This window comes from Zoogloea dura (assembly GCF_012927165.1).
Classification (GTDB): domain Bacteria; phylum Pseudomonadota; class Gammaproteobacteria; order Burkholderiales; family Rhodocyclaceae; genus Zoogloea; species Zoogloea dura.
This window is the reverse complement of the sequence record NZ_JABBGA010000032.1, coordinates 25,965-43,528: the sequence shown is the minus strand read 5'-3', so window position 1 is coordinate 43,528 and position 17,564 is coordinate 25,965. Positions and strand designations below refer to the sequence as shown.

At 63.6% G+C, this 17,564-nt stretch carries 13 protein-coding genes; 3 read left to right on the top strand and 10 right to left on the bottom strand.

The features are described from left to right. The 6 genes from HHL15_RS23290 to HHL15_RS23265 all read right to left on the bottom strand — a co-directional run. Window positions 1-233: transposase (locus tag HHL15_RS23290; RefSeq protein ID WP_169147065.1), on the bottom strand; the 233-nt coding region annotated here is incomplete at its 3' end. 47 nt (window positions 234-280) lie between these two features. Beyond that, window positions 281-691 carry an ATP-binding protein gene (locus HHL15_RS23285; RefSeq protein WP_206198940.1) on the bottom strand — a complete coding sequence of 137 codons (411 nt, stop codon included), beginning with the start codon at window positions 689-691 and terminating at the stop codon, window positions 281-283. Window positions 692-1,383: 692 nt separating this feature from the next. Next, the gene (locus HHL15_RS23280) at window positions 1,384-1,839 is read right to left on the bottom strand and encodes a DIP1984 family protein (RefSeq protein WP_169148204.1); all 456 of its coding nucleotides are present in this window, start codon (window positions 1,837-1,839) and stop codon (window positions 1,384-1,386) included. 458 nt (window positions 1,840-2,297) lie between these two features. Beyond that, window positions 2,298-2,675 carry a hypothetical protein gene (locus HHL15_RS23275; protein WP_169148203.1) on the bottom strand — a complete coding sequence of 126 codons (378 nt, stop codon included), beginning with the start codon at window positions 2,673-2,675 and terminating at the stop codon, window positions 2,298-2,300. Between the two features lie 103 nt (window positions 2,676-2,778). Next, complete coding sequence (locus HHL15_RS23270) at window positions 2,779-6,573, bottom strand: PAS domain-containing protein (protein WP_169148202.1); 3,795 nt, start codon at window positions 6,571-6,573, stop codon at window positions 2,779-2,781. 1,282 nt (window positions 6,574-7,855) lie between these two features. After that, window positions 7,856-8,320 carry a GDP-mannose mannosyl hydrolase gene (locus tag HHL15_RS23265; protein WP_169148201.1) on the bottom strand — a complete coding sequence of 155 codons (465 nt, stop codon included), beginning with the start codon at window positions 8,318-8,320 and terminating at the stop codon, window positions 7,856-7,858. Between the two features lie 277 nt (window positions 8,321-8,597). On the opposite strand from HHL15_RS23265, the gene HHL15_RS23260 reads away from it, so the two are divergent. Then, window positions 8,598-10,247 carry a methyl-accepting chemotaxis protein gene (locus HHL15_RS23260; RefSeq protein WP_169148200.1) on the top strand — a complete coding sequence of 550 codons (1,650 nt, stop codon included), beginning with the start codon at window positions 8,598-8,600 and terminating at the stop codon, window positions 10,245-10,247. Between the two features lie 235 nt (window positions 10,248-10,482). Here the strand turns inward: HHL15_RS23260 and HHL15_RS23255 are convergent, their stop codons facing one another. After that, entirely contained in the window at window positions 10,483-10,659 is a 177-nt protein-coding gene (locus HHL15_RS23255; RefSeq protein WP_169148199.1) for a hypothetical protein, read from the bottom strand. Here HHL15_RS23255 and HHL15_RS23250 point away from each other — a divergent pair. Continuing rightward, on the top strand, window positions 10,658-11,548 hold the full coding sequence (locus HHL15_RS23250) for a DMT family transporter (RefSeq protein WP_169148198.1): 891 nt from the start codon (window positions 10,658-10,660) through the stop codon (window positions 11,546-11,548). The two genes, HHL15_RS23255 and HHL15_RS23250, sit on opposite strands and share 2 nt — an antisense overlap. An 886-nt stretch (window positions 11,549-12,434) precedes the next feature. On the opposite strand, the gene HHL15_RS23245 is transcribed toward HHL15_RS23250, so the two are convergent. Further along, window positions 12,435-12,938: a GNAT family N-acetyltransferase gene (locus tag HHL15_RS23245; RefSeq protein WP_169148197.1), complete on the bottom strand. Its 504-nt coding sequence runs from the start codon at window positions 12,936-12,938 to the stop codon at window positions 12,435-12,437. A 68-nt stretch (window positions 12,939-13,006) separates the two neighbouring features. Next, complete coding sequence (locus tag HHL15_RS23240; protein ID WP_169148196.1) at window positions 13,007-13,981, bottom strand: TerC family protein; 975 nt, start codon at window positions 13,979-13,981, stop codon at window positions 13,007-13,009. 452 nt (window positions 13,982-14,433) lie between these two features. Here HHL15_RS23240 and HHL15_RS23235 point away from each other — a divergent pair, with 452 nt between their 5' ends. Beyond that, complete coding sequence (locus HHL15_RS23235; protein WP_169148195.1) at window positions 14,434-17,025, top strand: putative bifunctional diguanylate cyclase/phosphodiesterase; 2,592 nt, start codon at window positions 14,434-14,436, stop codon at window positions 17,023-17,025. Here HHL15_RS23235 and HHL15_RS23230 read toward each other — a convergent pair. Beyond that, window positions 17,022-17,564, bottom strand: coding sequence for a hypothetical protein (locus HHL15_RS23230; protein WP_169148194.1), 543 nt, complete (start codon window positions 17,562-17,564; stop codon window positions 17,022-17,024). The two genes, HHL15_RS23235 and HHL15_RS23230, sit on opposite strands and share 4 nt — an antisense overlap.

Below are 17,564 nucleotides of genomic sequence, written 5' to 3'. Positions count from 1 at the left end.
CAGGCGCTCTTGCCGGCCTCGTCCATCGCCGCCGTAGTGATCACCGCTTCGAGTCGAGCGCGCGCAGTCCAGGCCCGCCCTCGGGCGGGCCTGGACTGCGCATCCTCACGCCATCGTTCCAATGTCTGCACCGAAACCCCAATCTCTTGTGATACCACGCCCACTTGGGCGCTCTCCGGCGGCAACAACCGCGCCACCGCTCTGTTCCTGAATGCTTCTCCGTACCGAGCCATCTCTCATCCTTGTCGCCCCCAGGTTCAACATCATAGAGAGGCGACAACTATTCTGACGCGGGGGGCTTGTTAATTCCGATTAGTACGATTTTTGAATGTTCGGCTTCCTCGTCCGCAAGAATTTTCATTAGGCTTGCGAATGCGGCCTTGGTCGGTTGATCAAGCCAGTGAAAGTCGTCGATAATAACAAGACCAACTTCCGTGGATTTGGGTATTGACTTAATCTGAGCAAGATCAGATGGTTTTCGAGCCGAAAGAATTTTTGCCTGATCTTTAATGCCTAACTCAGATAATGACTTAACCACGCTGGTGGTCTTTCCTATTCCAGATGGTCCTTCGATAATTATTCCCCGTCCAGGTGTATCTAAGGCGACGGACAATCTCAAGTATTCCTGTGGCTTCACAAATGTATGCGTCGGAACACCAGAGAGCTTAAAAACGTCTTGTAGTTTCAACATATCTTATTGGGTGAGCTAGTTGGAAGTTTTCGCCTCAGGGTGCAAGAATGAAAGCTAACTTTGTTTTAGGGAGACAGGTTCGCCGCGTAAGATCGGAATGCCTGATAACTTTACTGTTTAGGAGCAGAAACTACGCGAAACACAGAATCACAAGGCAGGAAAAGTAGCGGCTGACGGTTTGCGGATCGATGCGACAGATCTGCCATACAGACTGGTAGCATACCGACTCGCCCGGATGACTGCTATCCGGATTGGGTGGCCAGTGACGGCTTCTGGCCGTTTGCTGCCCGAGACTATTCAAACTCCCAACAACCACAACGACCAAATACCAGCCATCCAGATTCACCACCCCCACTATCAACCCCTGCCACGACTGACAAAAGCTGGAAGCACAGCTTCCAAGCTCCCTGGTTCCTCAAGAGGGTTCAAGGCCAATCCCTCCACACCAACCAAACAGAACGCCTGGTGCTCGAAACCAGCACCATTGCCCCTTACCCACCCTCGCCAAGTCATAAGCCCAACACACGGTAGTACACATTAACGGTGCCCTGTACTCGTGTAAGCGTTCTGGGCATGCGGTTTGCGGTGCGGGATTCGAACCCGCGTAGCGCCGCCCCAAGCACTTTCCTTGCTCGGCATTGCCCCGCCGGCGGGGTTGTGTTCGCCGCTTTGACTTGGCTACCGGCATCCTGTTATTCAGCCAGGTCGATCAACCAATTCGCTTCTTGAATCCGCGCATCAAGTTCCCGCAAGTCCTTTGCGATTACGTCTGCCTTCTTTTGCACTACCGAAACGGTCACGGTGCCTTTGAATCGGACTTCGGAGCGCGTGGCGACTGCTTGGGTGATGGTTGCGGCCTGGGCGAGGTCTCGGTACATCGTGTGCCGGAGCTTCAGGATGTCGCGTTCGGCAAGGGCTTGGGTCATCGAGCGGCCAGCCACGGATGCAGACGAGTTTGTTACGTTGATCCGTTTGATCAGGTGGACCAACTCGGATGCCAGTGCCTCGTACTCGAGGATGAGGGCCTCTGGATCTTCAGCCGGTTGCTCGCCCTCCTGAACCTTTGCGTTTCGGAGGAGACGGGCCTTCAGTTGCTCGATCCGCTTTTGATGGTCTGCGCGCAGTGCAAGCGCTTCTGCAATCTTCATTCAAATCTCCACGGCAATGACGGCCAAGATAGTGACGAAAAATCATCTACCTGAGCAGCAGGCTTGTCTGCATGAATCCGGCTGCCGCCGAATGCCCCCCGGTATTGCCCGGCCAGGAACTGGTTTGTCATTTACCTTGCAACAATCGTGATATGTCTTTGTGAGCACCCGTCAAGGTCGGTCCGGGCTGATTGACTTCCTTCATTCGATAAGCATCTTCGACCTCCGGGAGAAAACCTGAAGCCAAATAAGCCGTCCGCCTTTTGTGAATTACATCACTGGACATCTCACCATCCAGAACTCCAACCCCGCAGCATCTATGCGCAATCGCGCTGGGCAAAACAGTTCATCGATGGCAGATCAGGCAGGCCAATGCCCCCGGAGCAAGCTCCAACGAAGTCACCAGCAGCACGGCGCGCCACAGAAGGGGCGACGCCGTACCATGACTTACCTGCCCCTCACACCCCGCTCCCCTCCCCCTTCCTCGCCCGCGTCCTCTTCACCTGTTCACTCTTCTTCTTCAACCCCAAAGCTGCCACCTGGTCCGAACTCGGCCCATACAGCGCGCGGGCTTCGTTCTTGATGCCGAGGATCACGTTGTGGAGGTCGCGGCGGGCTTTGATGAGGGCGTCGGCGGCGGCGCTGGCGGCGGCTTGGGAGGTGATGGCGAGGAGTTCGGCGTCGCGGAGGGTCTTGTAGGCCAGGTCGGCGGCTTCGCGGCTGTGGTCGGGGTTGTGGGAGCGGTAGTCGAGCAGTGCGCTGAAGGCGAGGTAGGACTCGACGTCTTTCTGGGTCTGCTTGACGGATACCTGGGTGTTTTCGCTGACGTTGGTCATGATGTCTCCTGTTATGGTCTGGATATGCACTTTGGGCACAGGTCAATACTAGAATCCCATCGGGATATCCATAAAGCCATTTGCATACAGGACACATCATTTATCAGTCCCGGCTGACTTCCTCCTCCTCTTGAGGCGGGGCTGGCAGCCAGTGCTGCAGTTTGGCGTAGAGTTCATGGGGGTCCACCGGCTTGACCAGGAAGTCGTCCATGCCGGCGGCCTTGCAGGCGTCGCGGTCTTCGCCGAAGGCGTTGGCGGTCATGGCCAGGATGGGCTTGGTCTGCCAGCCCGGCAGGGCGCGGATGCTGCGGGTGGCCTGCAGGCCGTCCATCACCGGCATTTGCATGTCCATCAGGATCAGGTCGTAATCTCCGGCCTGCACTTTGTCGATTGCGATCTGGCCGTTTTCGGCTACGTCCACGCTCATTGCGGCGCCGTGCAGCAGTTCGAGGGCTACTTCGATGTTGACCGGGTTGTCTTCAACGAGAAGCAGCCTTGCGCCGCCGTGTTTGCGCAAGCACTTGATCCCGGAGTCGGCGGGCAGGCGCGGTTCTGTCGGCATGGCGCCGTGGCCACGCTGCAGCCTGCAGGTGAACCAGAAGCGGCTGCCCTGGCCAAGTGTGCTGTCGGCGCCCACCTCGCCCCCCATCAGGCTGGCCAGCCGCTTGGTGATGGCCAGGCCCAGGCCGGTGCCGCCGTATTGACGCGTGGTGCTGCTGTCGGCCTGTTCAAACTCCTGGAAGAGCCTGGCCAGCTCGCTTGCGGCGAGCCCGATGCCGGTGTCTTCCACCTCGAAGCGCACAAGCAGGCCGGCGTCGGATTCGTCCAGCAATTTTGCGCGCAATATGACCTTGCCCTTGTCGGTAAACTTTACAGCGTTGCCGGCAAAGTTGAGCAGGCTCTGGCGCACCCTGGTGCGGTCTCCACGCAGCCACAGGGGCACGCCATCGCCGTCGACTTCGAGCGTCAGGCCCTTGGCCCTGGCCGGCTCGGCGAGCAGGGAGCAGACATGGTCGAGGACCTGGTCCAGGGCGAAGTCATGGGCCTCCAGGGTCATCTTGCCCGCTTCGATCTTCGACAGATCGAGGATGTCGTTGATGATCGACAGCAGGTGCAGGCTGGCCGCCTCGATCTTGGTGAGGCGCTCGGCCTGCAGCGGGGTGGTCTCGCCGGTGCGCAGCAGGTGGGTGAGGCCGACAATGGCATTCATCGGTGTGCGGATCTCGTGGCTCATGTTGGCCAGGAAGGCACTCTTGGCCAGCGTGGCGGTTTCGGCCGCCTCCTTGGCCCGCGCCAGCAGCAGATCGTTGTGCTTGCGCAGGGAGATATCCACCGAGACGCCCTGCAGGGCCACCGGATGGCCGGCGGCGTCGCAGATGCGCTCGCCACGGGCCATGATCCAGCCCTTTGTGCCATCGGTGCGGCGGGTCTGCAGCTCGACTTCGTAGGCTTCGCCGGTGTCCACCGTGTGGGCGAGGACCCGGGTGAGCAGCTTCCAGCTGTCCGGCTCGAACCAGCCCTCCTGCTCGCTGTAGGCGGGTGGCGGCTTGGCCGGATCGGCACCGAACATGCGGTACAGCGCCTCCGACCACACCACTGCGTTGCTCGCCAGGTCGAGCCGCCAGCTGCCCATGCGGGCGATGCGCTGGGCCTCGGCCAGGTTGTTCTGGGTCGCCCGCAGGTCGGTGATGTCGTAGTACCAGGCCAGCTTGGCGTCCTGGCCTTCGTAGCTGATGCGCATGAAGGTGCCCAGCACCCAGCGGTGGGGTGATCCGGGCTGGCGGGGGGTCTTCATCTCGAGCAGTTGGTTGCTCACCAGCTCGCCGGCCCGCACCGCCCGGTTGATGCTCTCGAAGGCCGCCGGATCCACATAGAACTCGCCGGCGTCGAGCCCCTCTTCCGCCAGGTCGTCCTTGCCGCCCAGCATGTCGCGGAAGCGCTGGTTCATGAAGAGCACGACATTGCTCTTGAGGGACACGATGCGTGCCCCGATGGGGGCCCAGGCCAGGATGTTGCGCAGGTTCTGCTGCTGGCTGCGCAGGCCCGAGTAGTCCTGGACGACCGAGCGTGTCATGAGGAAGTCGCCCCGCTCGTCGTATTCCGCGGTTGCCGCCACCAGGCCGGGCAGCTGGGCACCGTCCTTGCGGATGAATTCGATCTCGAGGTCGCCGATGTGGCCTGCGGCAAGGAAAGTCGGGTAACGGGCCTTGAACAATATGGCCGACTCCGGCGTCATGAAGTCGGTGATGGGCCTGCCGAGCACCTCGTCACGCTCATAGCCGAGCCAGCGCAGTTCGGATTCATTGATGCGCCGGACAATGCCATGCTTGTCCAGCGAGTGGTAACCGCAGGGAGCCTGCTGGTAGAGATCTTCAAGCTCCCTGGCCTGCTGGCGGAGCTGCGACTGGGCCTGCTTGAGGGCTGAGATGTCGGTCACCAGCACAAAGAAGCCCAGTACATGCCCGTCGACCTTGTGGGGGATGTACTGGGCCCAGGTCATCGTAGGCTGACCATCGAGGGTGATCAGCTCGCGTTCAAACTGCTGGTACTCCCCACCAATGGCCGCTGTGATGAAAGGTTCGTTAAGCGCAAAGAGCCTGTAGCCGAGCAACTCTCGCATGTGCATGCCAAGGACCTGCTCCGGCCTCCGGCCAAACCACTTGAGATAGGCGGCGTTGGCAAAGCGGTTCCGAAGGTCGGCATCCCAGTAGGCCACCATCCCGGGCAGGGCGTCGGTAATGGTGCGGATGAACTGCTCGCGCTGGACCAGCTCACGGGTGCGCTCGGCCACCTTGCGGTCCAGCTCGTCGCGTTCGGACTTGAGGGTTGCGTATTGCGACTGTACCTGCTGGTGGAGCCGGTTGAAGACAGCCAACAGCTCGCGCACCTCGCGGCCTCCCCGCTCCGGCAGCGTCGGGATGGGGTCACCGGTCCGATGTCGGGCGATCTGTCTTGCCGCATCCTCGAGCGGTTTGAGCTTGTGCTTCATCAACCACCACACCAGCCCGCCGACGAGCAGCATTCCAGACACCGCCGTCAGCCAGAGAGTGCGTGACAGGCTCACAAAGGGCGCACGCACCTCGTCGGCCGGCATGTAGGCGGCAATATTCCAGCCCAGCTCGGGCAGGTTCTCCGCCACCGAGTAGATCTCCAGGCCTTTTGAGTCGGTGGTCAGGTCAAAGGCGGTGTAGTTCTCGCTCCTGCGCCGATCGAGCAGCGGATTGACCCCCGGCTTGGGCAGGGGCTGGAGCACACGGGTGGGATCCGTGCTGGCCACATAGACATCGTGCTTCAGCGAATAGACGTGGTAGCCCCCCGCCCGGCCATTTTTGAGGATGTCGGAGATGTAGAAGTGGCTGCCGGGGCTGAGGCTCTCCGAACCACACAGAATGGCGCGCACGGTGCCCGCATCATCGAGCACGGGTATCGCAAAAATGAGGTTCGGCTGGCCGGAGAAGCGCCCGAGCAGGGGCATGATGGCCAGGCGCCGCGTCTCCAGCACCTGCTTTACATATCGGGAATCCCGGTAGTCGGTGCCGACGCCCTTGCGCCGTGGCAGCTCGGCAATGCGCCGGCCTGCCGGCGAGATGACGTAGATGTCGCGGGAGAACAGTGACGAGGCCACGAACTTGTCGTCCAGATAGGCCTGCACCCGCGCCTCATCGCTCCACGAGCCGATGGGCAGACCTTTTGCCAGGTCTTCCAGAACGCGGGTTCTTTCGGCAACCTCCTGCCGGATCCAGGTGGCCACCCCATGAACATTGCTCTCCTGTTCATGACGGATCTGCTCGATGAAGCGGCTCTCGAAGTAATACAGCGTCAGCGCGGTGACGCCGAAGATCAAGGCCCCAAACAGCGCCACAAGCGCCACCGCCAGCTGGAGACGCAAGGAGTCCAAGCCAATCCACGAGTGGGCGGGGGGGCTGTCCTTGCCACTCTCCATTTACGCTGTACCTGGCTCTGCGGGATTCGCACCTGTATGTGGATTACATCCTTCCGGAGACATCATCGGATGACATTGGAGAATGTAAAACAACATAAGACGCTCGCCTGCGGTGCACTACATCACTGGACTTTCCTCCCCCTCGCTGCTCCGCAGCATGGCCACTCCTTATCCGGCATCCGCAGCCGCGTATCTCAATCACGCGGCTGCGGATGTCAGTTAACGAGTCGCGTATCTCAGTTAACGAGTCGCGGATGTCAGTTAACGCGCCCCGGATGTCAGTTAACGAGTCCAGGATGTCAGTTAACGGGTCGCGTATCTCAGTTAACGGGCGGCGGATGTCAGTTAACAAGTTCGTTAACTGACATCCGCGATGGATTTATTGAGTTATGCGGTGGCGGAATTGAGTTACGCGGTGGCGGATGTGAATCCGGTGGGTGACGACTGGAATTCCTCTGCCAGGGCTTCAGAGGGTGTCGCAGAACCCACGGTGCCAAGCCTGCGGAGTGATGCTGTAAGCACTTTGGGTTCGCGCTGGAGTGCCTTTGCTGAGCGGTTTTCCGTTGTTTGGCGTTGGATTGGCCGGGAGTTCGCCCCGGCGGGCGACCCCTTTCTTTGCGTCGCCAAAGAAAGGGGGAAAGAAAGGCGACCCGGCTTCCCCGGTCGTTCGCTGCGCGAACGACTCCCCTGCGCTGCTCGCATCGGGCGGCCGGCGCGGAACTCGTCGGCTACGCCTCCTCAGACAGCCGCGCCGGAAAGCCCCGCCCGCTGCTGCGCGGATCAAAGGGTCAGAACGGGCTTTCAGCAAACACCGAGCCTCTACGGAAAAGGCGGTGGATGCGAGACCTTGGGGTTTTGCTTGTGCATTGATCATCACGCCCTGCTTCAGCAAACGCGCGGTGCTTGCGAAAAGCCCGTCCCGACCCGCCGAGCAGCGGAACGGCAGGCGGGGAAGTCCGGCGCGGCTGTTTGAGCCCGCAGGGCGAGTTCCGCGCCGGCCGCCTGGCGTGAGCAGCGCAGGGGAGTCATTCGCGCAAGCGAATGACCGGGGAGGCGGGTCGCCTTTCTTGCTTACTTCTTTGGCGAAGCAAAGAAGTGAGTCGCCCGCCGGGGCGAATTCCCGGCCAATCCAACGCCAAACAACGGAAAGCCGCCCAGCAAAGGCACGAGCAGGCAGCTGAAGCCGCCCCCGCAAGGGGCCATCCCGGGCCCCACACCGGCCATCCCGCCCCCTGACTCAGCCCAACAACGGCAGGTAGTCCCGCGTGAAGCGGTGAACCTCGCTGCTGGCCTGCGCTTCGGCAATCGGCCACCAGCGCAGGACTTCGTGCTGGTCGTCGCAGCCGGGAATCTCGAAGCCGGCCGGCACGTCGATGCGGTGGGCGAGCACCACGTAGTGGGTGGAGACACCGTTGTCGCCGGCAAAGCAATCCGGGTAGAAGTGTTCAAAGGGGCCGAGGAAGCCGGGCTCGAGCGCGTGCACATCGGTGATACCCAGCTCCCGTGCGGCGACGCGGGCGAGCGCGTCGGTACGTTTTTCGTCCTTGAGGATGCGGCCACCGGGGACGAACCAGCTGCCCTGGGCCGGCCGGTTGGTGCGCAGGCCGAGCAGCACTTCGCGCCGGTCGCGTACCAGCACCAGGTCCACCGAGACCAGGGGCAAGGCCCGGACAAGTTCGACAAAACGTTCGCGGGATTCCATTCGGCTTCCTTCCAGTCATGACAAGAGCTGCGCTGACGCAGCGCAGCAAACGATGCGCAGCATACCGCGCCGGCCGGTATGCCAACAGCCTGCCATGCGCGCATGACGGGATGCCGCGATGGCAATCGGGCTTGCGCCAACTACACTGCCTATTATCGGCAATAATCGTGACCAGCCCGCCCCTGCTTGATTCCGGAGCGTGGATCACGACGCTTCCGACCCGCGCCGCTGCCCGGGATCGAAAGGCCAGATGACACTTGGGGGGGTCGGATCTGCCATGCATCTACAGCTCAAACAGAAGCTGCTTGTCCTCGTTGCGGTGGCCATGCTGGCCTTGATCAGCGTCGGCGCTTTCTCCTTCATGCAGGCGCACACACTCAATGACGCGCTGGACGAAGCCATTACCCGCCATGCTCTGATCGTGGATACCGTGGACAAGGCCCGGGGCGCGCAGGTCCGCTTCAAGACGCAGGTGCAGGAGTGGAAGAACATCCTGCTGCGCGGCAAGGACCCTGAGGCCTATGCCAAGCACCTCAAGGGCTTCGACAACGAGGAGCGTGTCGTCCGCCAGCGCCTGGAGGAGGTGAAAGCCACCGCCAGCCAGCTGGGGATTGCCGAGCAATTGAAGATCGACGCGGTGCTGGTCACCTTCGGCACGCTGGGCCCGGCCTACCGCGATGCCCTGCAGCACTACGACCGCAGCACGGCCGACCCTGCCGGCGCGGTGGACAAGCGGGTCCACGGCCTGGACCGTGCTCCCAGCACCGCCATCGATGAGCTGGTCACCCGTATCCAGAAAGTCTCCGCCGACTTCAACGCCGAAGAGGCCGCCAGGGCTGCAGAGACCTTTGGCAGCGTCAAGACCGGGCTGGCGGCCTTCCTGCTGGGTGCGGTGATCGTGCTGGCGGGCCTGTCGGTGGTCTTCATCAAGTCCATCACCGGCCCGCTGGCCGACCTGGAGTCCACCATGAGTGAGATTGCCCGGCATGGTGACCTGACGAAGCGTGCGGCGATCCACAAACAGGACGAGATCGGCCGCATGGCGGGGGCCTTCAACGCGATGATGGAGCAATTGCAGAAGATCATCGGTGAAGTGCATGGCGCCAGCCGGCACGTCTCCCGCGCATCGGAACAACTGGACGGTTCGTCCCATGCCCTGGCCGAGGTGTCGGAGCAGCAGTCCGGCGCAGTGGCGAGCAGCGCCGCCGCCATCGAGGAGTTGACCGTGGCCATCGCCTCCGTCTCCGACACGGCGCGGGATGTGCAGCGCCAGGCCACTGACAGTGTCGACAAGACCACCGAAGGCTCGCGCAAGGTGTCGCTGCTGGTGGGTGAGGTCGGCCACATCCAGCGCAACATGGGTGAGATTGCCCGCACCGTGGAGGAATTCGTGCGGAGCACCCAGGCCATCACCCATATGACCCGAGAAGTGCGCGACATTGCCGACCAGACCAACCTGCTGGCCCTCAATGCGGCCATCGAAGCCGCCCGCGCCGGTGAGGCAGGCCGTGGCTTTGCCGTGGTGGCCGATGAGGTGCGCAAACTGGCCGAAAAATCGGCCCGCTCAGCCAGCGAGATCGACGCCGTGACGCGTTCGATCATGTCCCAGTCCGAGGCGGTTCAGGCTGCCATCAGCGCGGGCGAGCAGTCCATCGGCACCAGCACCCAGCTGGCTGGGGAAGTGGAGGACGTACTCGCCCACTCCCGCGATGCAGTGCTTCAATCCACCCACGGAGTCACTGAAATCACCGAATCAGTGTCTGAACAGCAGGCGGCCTCCACCGCCATTGCGCAGAGCATGGAGCGCATCGCCAACATGGTGGAGGAGAACAGCGCCGCAGCCCGTAACATCAGCGCTTCCACCACCGATCTGCGCGCCCTGTCGCAAAGCCTGGCCACGACAGTCGCCGGATTCCGGGTGGCTTAGGCCTGCCAGGCCGGCGTACCGGGATAGGTGTGCCCGCAACACTCCGGAGCGGGGTCTGCGGCTACATCCCGGGCCGGCTGTGACATGGCCGGCTTGACGGATGGCCGGCCCCGCCCCCATGATTGGGGCATGCACACCTGCCACGCCACCTTCACCGCCCTTGTATGCCGCCTGCCGCGCGCATGGCGCGATCGCGCGCGTCCGTGGCCAGGGTCGGGCTGACACAGCCCCTGCATCAGTTTTCCCCAAGGCCGCGGTTCATCAGACCGCGGCCTTTTTGTTTGCCCTTTACCCGGAGCCCCAGCATGACTTTCGCCCCCGCTTGCCCTGTGCTCAATGAAGTGCGCACGCAGCACTCATCCCAGCCGATACCCCTTTTCTCCCACTCTGATTGATCGACGAGGTTTTCCATGTCCGTGCCCCTTGCCTACTTCACCATCATCCTGATCTGGTCCACCACGCCGCTGGCCATCCAGTGGAGCACCGAAGGCACCGGTTTTGCCTTTGCGGTGCTGGCGCGCATGCTGATCGGCGCGGTGGTGGCGGGCCTGGTGGTGGCGGTATGGCGAATCGGGCTACCCCTGCACGCCCGCGCGCGACGGGCCTACCTGGTGGGTGGCCTGGGGGTCTTCGGGGCCATGGCCTTGACCTATTGGGGCGCCCGTTATGTCAATTCGGGGCTGGTGTCGGTGCTGTTCGGCCTGTCGCCGCTGATGGCCGGCATCATGGCGGCCCTGTGGCTGGGCGAGGCATCGCTGACCCGCGCCAAGGTGTCGGGCACCCTGCTGGGCGCAGCCGGGCTGGCGGTGATCTTCCTGCATGGCGGCAGCGCCGCCGGGGATCACGTGCTGGCAGGGCTGGTGGCGCTGCTGGCGGCGGTGTTCGTGTACTCGGCGAGCCTTGTTTACCTCAAGCGCATCGGTGATGACAGCCCGCCGCTGGCCACCACGGTGGGCTCGCTCACCGTGTCGCTGCCGTTTTTCGCACTGGTGTGGCTGGCCAACGACGGTACGCTGCCGGCGGTGATCCCGCCGCGCTCGGGGGCGGCCATCGTGTACCTCGGGGTCTTTGGTTCGGTGATCGGGTTTGCGCTTTATTACTACGTGATCAAGCATCTGGAGGCGTCGAAGGTGGCGCTGATCACCCTGATCACGCCGGTGATGGCCTTGCTGCTCGGCCACCTGCTCAATGGCGAGGAGATCGGCGGCCGGCTGATGGCCGGCACCGCGCTGATCCTGCTGGGGCTGGCCATTCACGAGGGTGAGAGCTGGCGGCCCCTGCTGGCGCGCCTGCGGGGTTGAGGCGGGAGGGGCGGAACACACGCCCCGCTCCAGCATCAGCTCCCTTGTGCAGGGGCGGCTTCATCCGCCCGCAGGGGCTTGATCGAAGTCTGCGGGCGGATGAAGAGGGGGGTGTAAAGCGCTGCGGCCCCGCCGAGGCTGATGTTGTCCGGGGCGTATAGGTTATTCTGCGTCTGTGCCTTTGCTGGGCGGCTTTCCTTTATTTTGAGTTGAATTGGCCGGGATTTCGCCCCGGCGGGCGACCCCTTTCTTTGCGTCGCCAAAGAAAGGGGGAAAGAAAGGCGACCCGGCTTCCCCGGTCGTCCGCGTTGCGGACGACTCCCCTGCGCTGCTCGCATCAGGCGGCCGGCACGGAACTCGTCGGCTACGCCTCCTCAAACAGCCGCGCCGGAAAGCCCCGCCCGCTGCTGCGCGGATCAAAGGGTCAGAACGGGCTTTCAGCAAACACCGAGCCTCTGCGGAAAGACCGGTGGGTGCGAGGCGCTTGGGTTTTGCTTGTGCGTTGATCATCACGCCCTGCTTCAGTAAACGCGCGGTGTTTGCGAAAAGCCCGTTCCGACCCTTTGATCCGCGGAGCGGCAGGCGGGGTAGTCCGGCGCGGCTGTTTGAGCCCGAAGGGCGAGTTCCGCGCCGGCCGCCTGCCGTGAGCAGCGCAGGGCAGTCATTCGCGCAGCGAATGACCGGGGAGGCGGGTCGCCTTCTTTGCCTCCTTTCTTGGCGAAGCAAGAAAGGAGGTCGCCCGCCGGGGCGAACTCCCGGCCAATCCAACGCGGAACAATGGAAAGCCGACCAGTAAAGCCTACCAGCGGCAAACTACAAAGTGCCGGCAACATCCTCCCCCACAAGCGTGACCCCATGGATGCCGCGACAGCCACTGAAGCGGCCCCTACAAGGCAGCGAAAGCGGCGTGGTAGTGCACCGTGCCGCCCAGCCCGTCCAGATGTCCGGGCTGCAGTTCGAGCACCATGTAGGCCTCGTCGGGCACTTCGTATTCGCAGCGGAGACCGTGGCGCGAGGCGGGCACGAAGCCGAAGCGCGGGTAGTAGCCCGGGTGGCCCAGTACCACCACCGCGCCGGCACCGGCCTCGTGGGCCTGGCGCAGGCCCTCTTCCACCAGGGCGCTGCCCACCCCGCTGCGCTGGTAGCCCGGCAATACGGCCATGGGGGCCAGGGCCATCAGCCGCGCGCGGGGATGTTCGGGCAGATGCACCGGGGTGAACAGGATGTGGCCGACGATCAAACCCTTGTCGTCGGCCACCAAAGACACGTAGGGAAAGGTCTTGCCGCGCAGGGCATCGACCAGGTCGGCCTCGCCCGGGCCTTCGAAGGCGGCGAGGTTGAGTTGGCGGACGGCGGCCTCATCGGCCGGAACTTCATTGCGGATCCGCACGGGGCAGACTCTCCACACAGCAGGACGGCCCGGCAGCATGCCCCACGCGGCCGGGCCCCGTCCACACTTCAGCGCTCGTCGGCGGCAGCCAACCTGTCCTTGCGCAGGGACAACAGCACCGAGCTGCCGATGAGCAGGGCCACCACGCCCAGCGACAGGCCCACCGGGATCTTGACCAGATCAAGCAGCAGCATCTTGCCGCCGATGAACATCAGCACCGCGGCCAGGCCGTACTTGAGCAGGGAGAAGCGCCCCGCGAAGTCGGCCAGCAGGAAGTACATGGCGCGCAGGCCGAGGATGGCGAAGATGTTGGAGGTGAGCACGATGAAGGGGTCGGTGGTGATGGCGAAGATGGCAGGAATGGAGTCCACCGCGAAGATCACATCCGACACCTCGACCAGCACCAGGGCCAGGAACAGCGGCGTGGCAAAGCGCACCAGCCGGCCGTTGAGCTGGCGATGGATGAAGAATCGCTCGCCATGGAACTCGGTGGCGATGTTCATATGGCTGCGCAGCCACTTCAGCAGGGGGTTATTGCCCAGGTTCTGCTCATGCTCGGCAAACCACATCATCTTGACGCCGGTGATCAGCAGGAAGGCGCCAAACAGGTAGAGCACCCAGTGAAACTGGCTGATCAGCCAGGCACCGGCGAAGATCATGCCGGTGCGCAGCACGATGGCGCCGAGCACGCCGTAGAGCAGCACACGCTTCTGCAGCTCGGGGGGTACTGCGAAGAAGGAAAACAGCATCAGCCACACGAACACGTTGTCGATGGCCAGGGCCTTTTCGATCAGGTAGCCGGTGACGAACTCGAGCGTGCGGGCATTGGCTGCCTCGCGCCCCAGGGTGCCATCCAGATACCACCACAGCACCGCGGCAAACAGCATCGCCACGCTGACCCACACCACCGTCCAGATGCCCGCTTCCTTTACGGACACCTTGTGCGACTTACCACCGCCCACCAGGAACAGATCTATTGCCAGCATCACCAGGACGACGGCGGTAAAACCCGCCCACATCCACACCGTACCAATACTTTCCACGATGAATCTCCCAAAACGGAACCAAACAAAAAGGCCTTTCGTCCGGTGATGGCGAAAGGCCTTTGAGTGGTCCGGCAGGGGAGCCCGGATTGTTCATTGACACTTTGCCATCACGGCAAAGGTCTTGCTCACATCGACCGGAATCAACCCGGCCACTGCCCGGAGACCGGAAGAAACGCCGCTGACTTCGCGCGCTTTTCTTCGTATTGACGGCCTGCCGGCGTGGAGCTACTCCCCCTTGGGACAACCGGAATATAGAAGACGCCTGCGCCGGATGCAAGGACAAGCCCGAAAATTCCGCCCGCGGGCGGCCTCCGCATCGCGCGGAGGCCGTGAAGTGCATCATCGCGGCGCCCCGTTCCGGGCACTATATTGAATAACCCCGGACGCGCAGGCTGCTGCGCCGGATGGATTTGCGGGGCATTCGAGTCAATGCATATCGGGACCCCGCCATGACCAAGTTCGCCGCGCTGCTGCTGTCCATGCTCGCCACCATCGTGGCCTTCGTGGTGAGCTTTGCCTTCCACGTGAACGCAGAGTCGCAGCTCCAGCAGATGAACGAGATGCGCCTCAAATCGGTGCTGCTGGCCGATGAGTTGCGGCAGTCATCGAACGACCTGACCCGGCTGGTGCGCACCTATGTGGTCACCGGCGACCAGACCTTCAAGGCCCAGTTCAACGCGGTGCGCGAGATCCGCGACGGCCTGCGTCCGCGGCCGGCCGATTACGGCCCGTCGTTCTGGGATTTCTATGTGGTGAGCGGTGAATCGAACCGCAGGGGCCCGGCCATCCCCCTGCTCGAGGTGATGCGCCGGGCCGGCTTCACCGAAGCGGAGCTGGGTAAGCTGGCCGAGGCCAAGGACAACTCCGACGCCCTCACCAAGCTGGAGTACGAGGCCATGGCCCTGATCGAGCAGCAGTCGCCGCCGACGCCCGAGCTGCGCGAGCGGGCCATCTCGATGCTCCACGACGAGGCCTTCCACCTGGCCAAGGTGCGCATCATGCGGCCCATCGTGGAGTTCGACCGGATGGTCAATGAGCGCACCCGGGCGGCGGTGGAGTCGGCCCGCCAGCTTACGCTGCGCATGCGCATCATCCAGATCGGGCTGGGCCTACTGTCGCTCTACCTGCTGTGGCGGGTGCACCGGGAGCTGCACGTGATCCTGGGCTGTACGGTGAGCGAGCTGCAACGCACCATCTCACAGCTCGGCAGCGGCGACTTTGTCAGCCGCATCGAGGTGCCGGTGAAGCATAGCAACAGCGTGCTGGCCTGGCTGCGCGACACCCAGGTGCGCCTGGCGCGCATGGAGTTGCTGCAGTTCCGGGCGATCGTCACCTCGTCGGACGACGCGATCATCAGCAAGACCACCGCGGGCATCATCACCAGCTGGAATTCGGGTGCCGAGCGCCTGTTTGGCTTCAGCGAGGCCGAAGCGCTGGGGCAGTCGATGACCAAGCTGATCATCCCCGCCGACCGGGTTGAGGAAGAGCCGCGCAACCTGGCCCGGATCACCGCCGGCGAGCGCGTCGAGCACTACGAAACCGTGAGGCGGCGCAAGGATGGGCTGTTGATCGACGTATCGGTGACCATCTCGCCGATCTGTGACGACAGTGGCCGGGTGATCGGCGCCTCGACCATCGCGCGGGACATCACCCGCACCAAGGAGGCCGAGGCGCAGATCCAGCGCCTGGCCTTCTACGACCCGCTGACCGAGCTGCCCAACCGGCGCCTGCTGCAGGAGCGGCTGGGCCACGCCCTGCAGTCGATGCGCCGCCGCGGGGAGACTTGCGCGGTGCTGTTCATCGACCTGGACAACTTCAAATCCCTCAACGACACGCGTGGCCACGACGTGGGCGACCTGTTGCTGCAGGAGGTGGCACGCCGGCTGCGCAAGTGTGTGCGTGGCGAGGACACGGTGGCCCGCTTCGGCGGCGACGAATTCGTGGTGCTGCTGCTGGATTCGAGTGCGTCGGGCGTGGAGACGGCATCGCACGCCGAGATTGTGGGTGCCAAGATCCTGGCGGCGCTGGCGCAGCCTTATGAACTGAATGGCGGCGCGCATTTTTGCACACCCAGCATCGGCGTATCGATCCCCACCGCCGCGGATTCGACTTCGGACGAGTTGTTGAAGCAGGCCGACCTGGCCATGTACCAGGCCAAGGCGTCGGGACGCAACACCATCCGCTTTTTTGACCCGCGGATGCAGTTGGTGGTGGACCAGAGCGCCTCGGTGGACCGTGAGCTGCGCGTGGCACTGACCGAACATCAGTTCGAAGTGCATGTGCAGCCCCAGGTGGACGCCCTGGGCCGGGTGCGTGGCGGTGAAGTGCTGCTGCGCTGGCGCAAGCCGGGCGGCGTGCTGGTCCAGCCGGCGGATTTCATCCCCCACGCCGAGGAGAGTGGCCTGATCGTGTCGATCGGCCGCTGGGTGCTGACCCGCGCCTGCGAACAACTGGCCGCGTGGCAGGCCCACCCGCGCCTGCGCGAGGTGTCGCTGGCGGTGAATGTGAGCGCCAAGCAGCTGCGCGAGCCCGAATTCGTCGACATGGTGCTGGAGACCCTGGACGAGACGGGTGCCGACCCGCGCCGGCTGATCCTGGAGCTGACCGAGAGCACCATGGCGACCCACGTGGAGTCGATCATCGACAAGATGAACCGGCTCAAGATGCATGGGCTGCGTTTTTCGCTGGATGACTTCGGTACGGGCTATTCGTCGCTGTCCTATCTCAAGCGGATGCCCCTGGACGAGCTCAAGATCGACCGCGACTTTGTGAAGGACATGCTGGTGGACCCGAATGACGCAGCCATTGCCCGCATGGTGTCGGCGCTGGCCAGCAGCCTGGGCATCGAGTCGATCGCCGAGGGCGTGGAGAGCCCGGAGCAGCAGATCGCCCTGGCCGGGATGGGCTGCCATGCCTACCAGGGCTTCCTGTTTGGCCGCCCGATGCCGATTCCGCTCTTCGAGGCCCATGTGCTGGAGAGCCCACCGGACGATTGCGCCGACTGTCAGGCCGCCACGGCCGGGATGCAGGCCGGCGCCTAGGACTCGTCCTCGGCGGGGAGGAGCTGGAAGAACTCCCGCTCGATCGACTCCACGTGAGCCACTCCGACTTCCGCCGCCACGCCGCGGCAGATCTCGAAGGCCTCGAGCAGGGCCGGACGGGTGGTGGCCTGGCGCAGCTGTTCGCGGATGTCGCCATCGGCATGGCGCAGGCTTTTCTCCATGGCGTTGAGCAGGTAGAAGCGGGCCAGCGCCAGGGAGCGCCGCCGGCCGGCCGCACGTTGCGGTGCCGCCGCGGGAGCCCCCGGCAACTGGGGCTGGGAGGCCCTGCTGGCGGGCTCCACCCGGGCCACCGGGTGGGCAGGCGCTTCAACCGGGGCGATCAGGCCGAGGCCGCGCAACTCGCTGAGCGAGGCGCCCATGTCGGCCAGTGTGCCGGCCGTCTCGCGCAGATGACGCACGCTGCGCCGTCCGTCCACGAGGATCAGCACGGTTCTCAGGCGGGGCGGAATGGTCCGCCGGCGCTCCGTGATTTCTTCCACCCCGGCCGCTGTCTTGATCCATACGCAGTCCGCATCCAT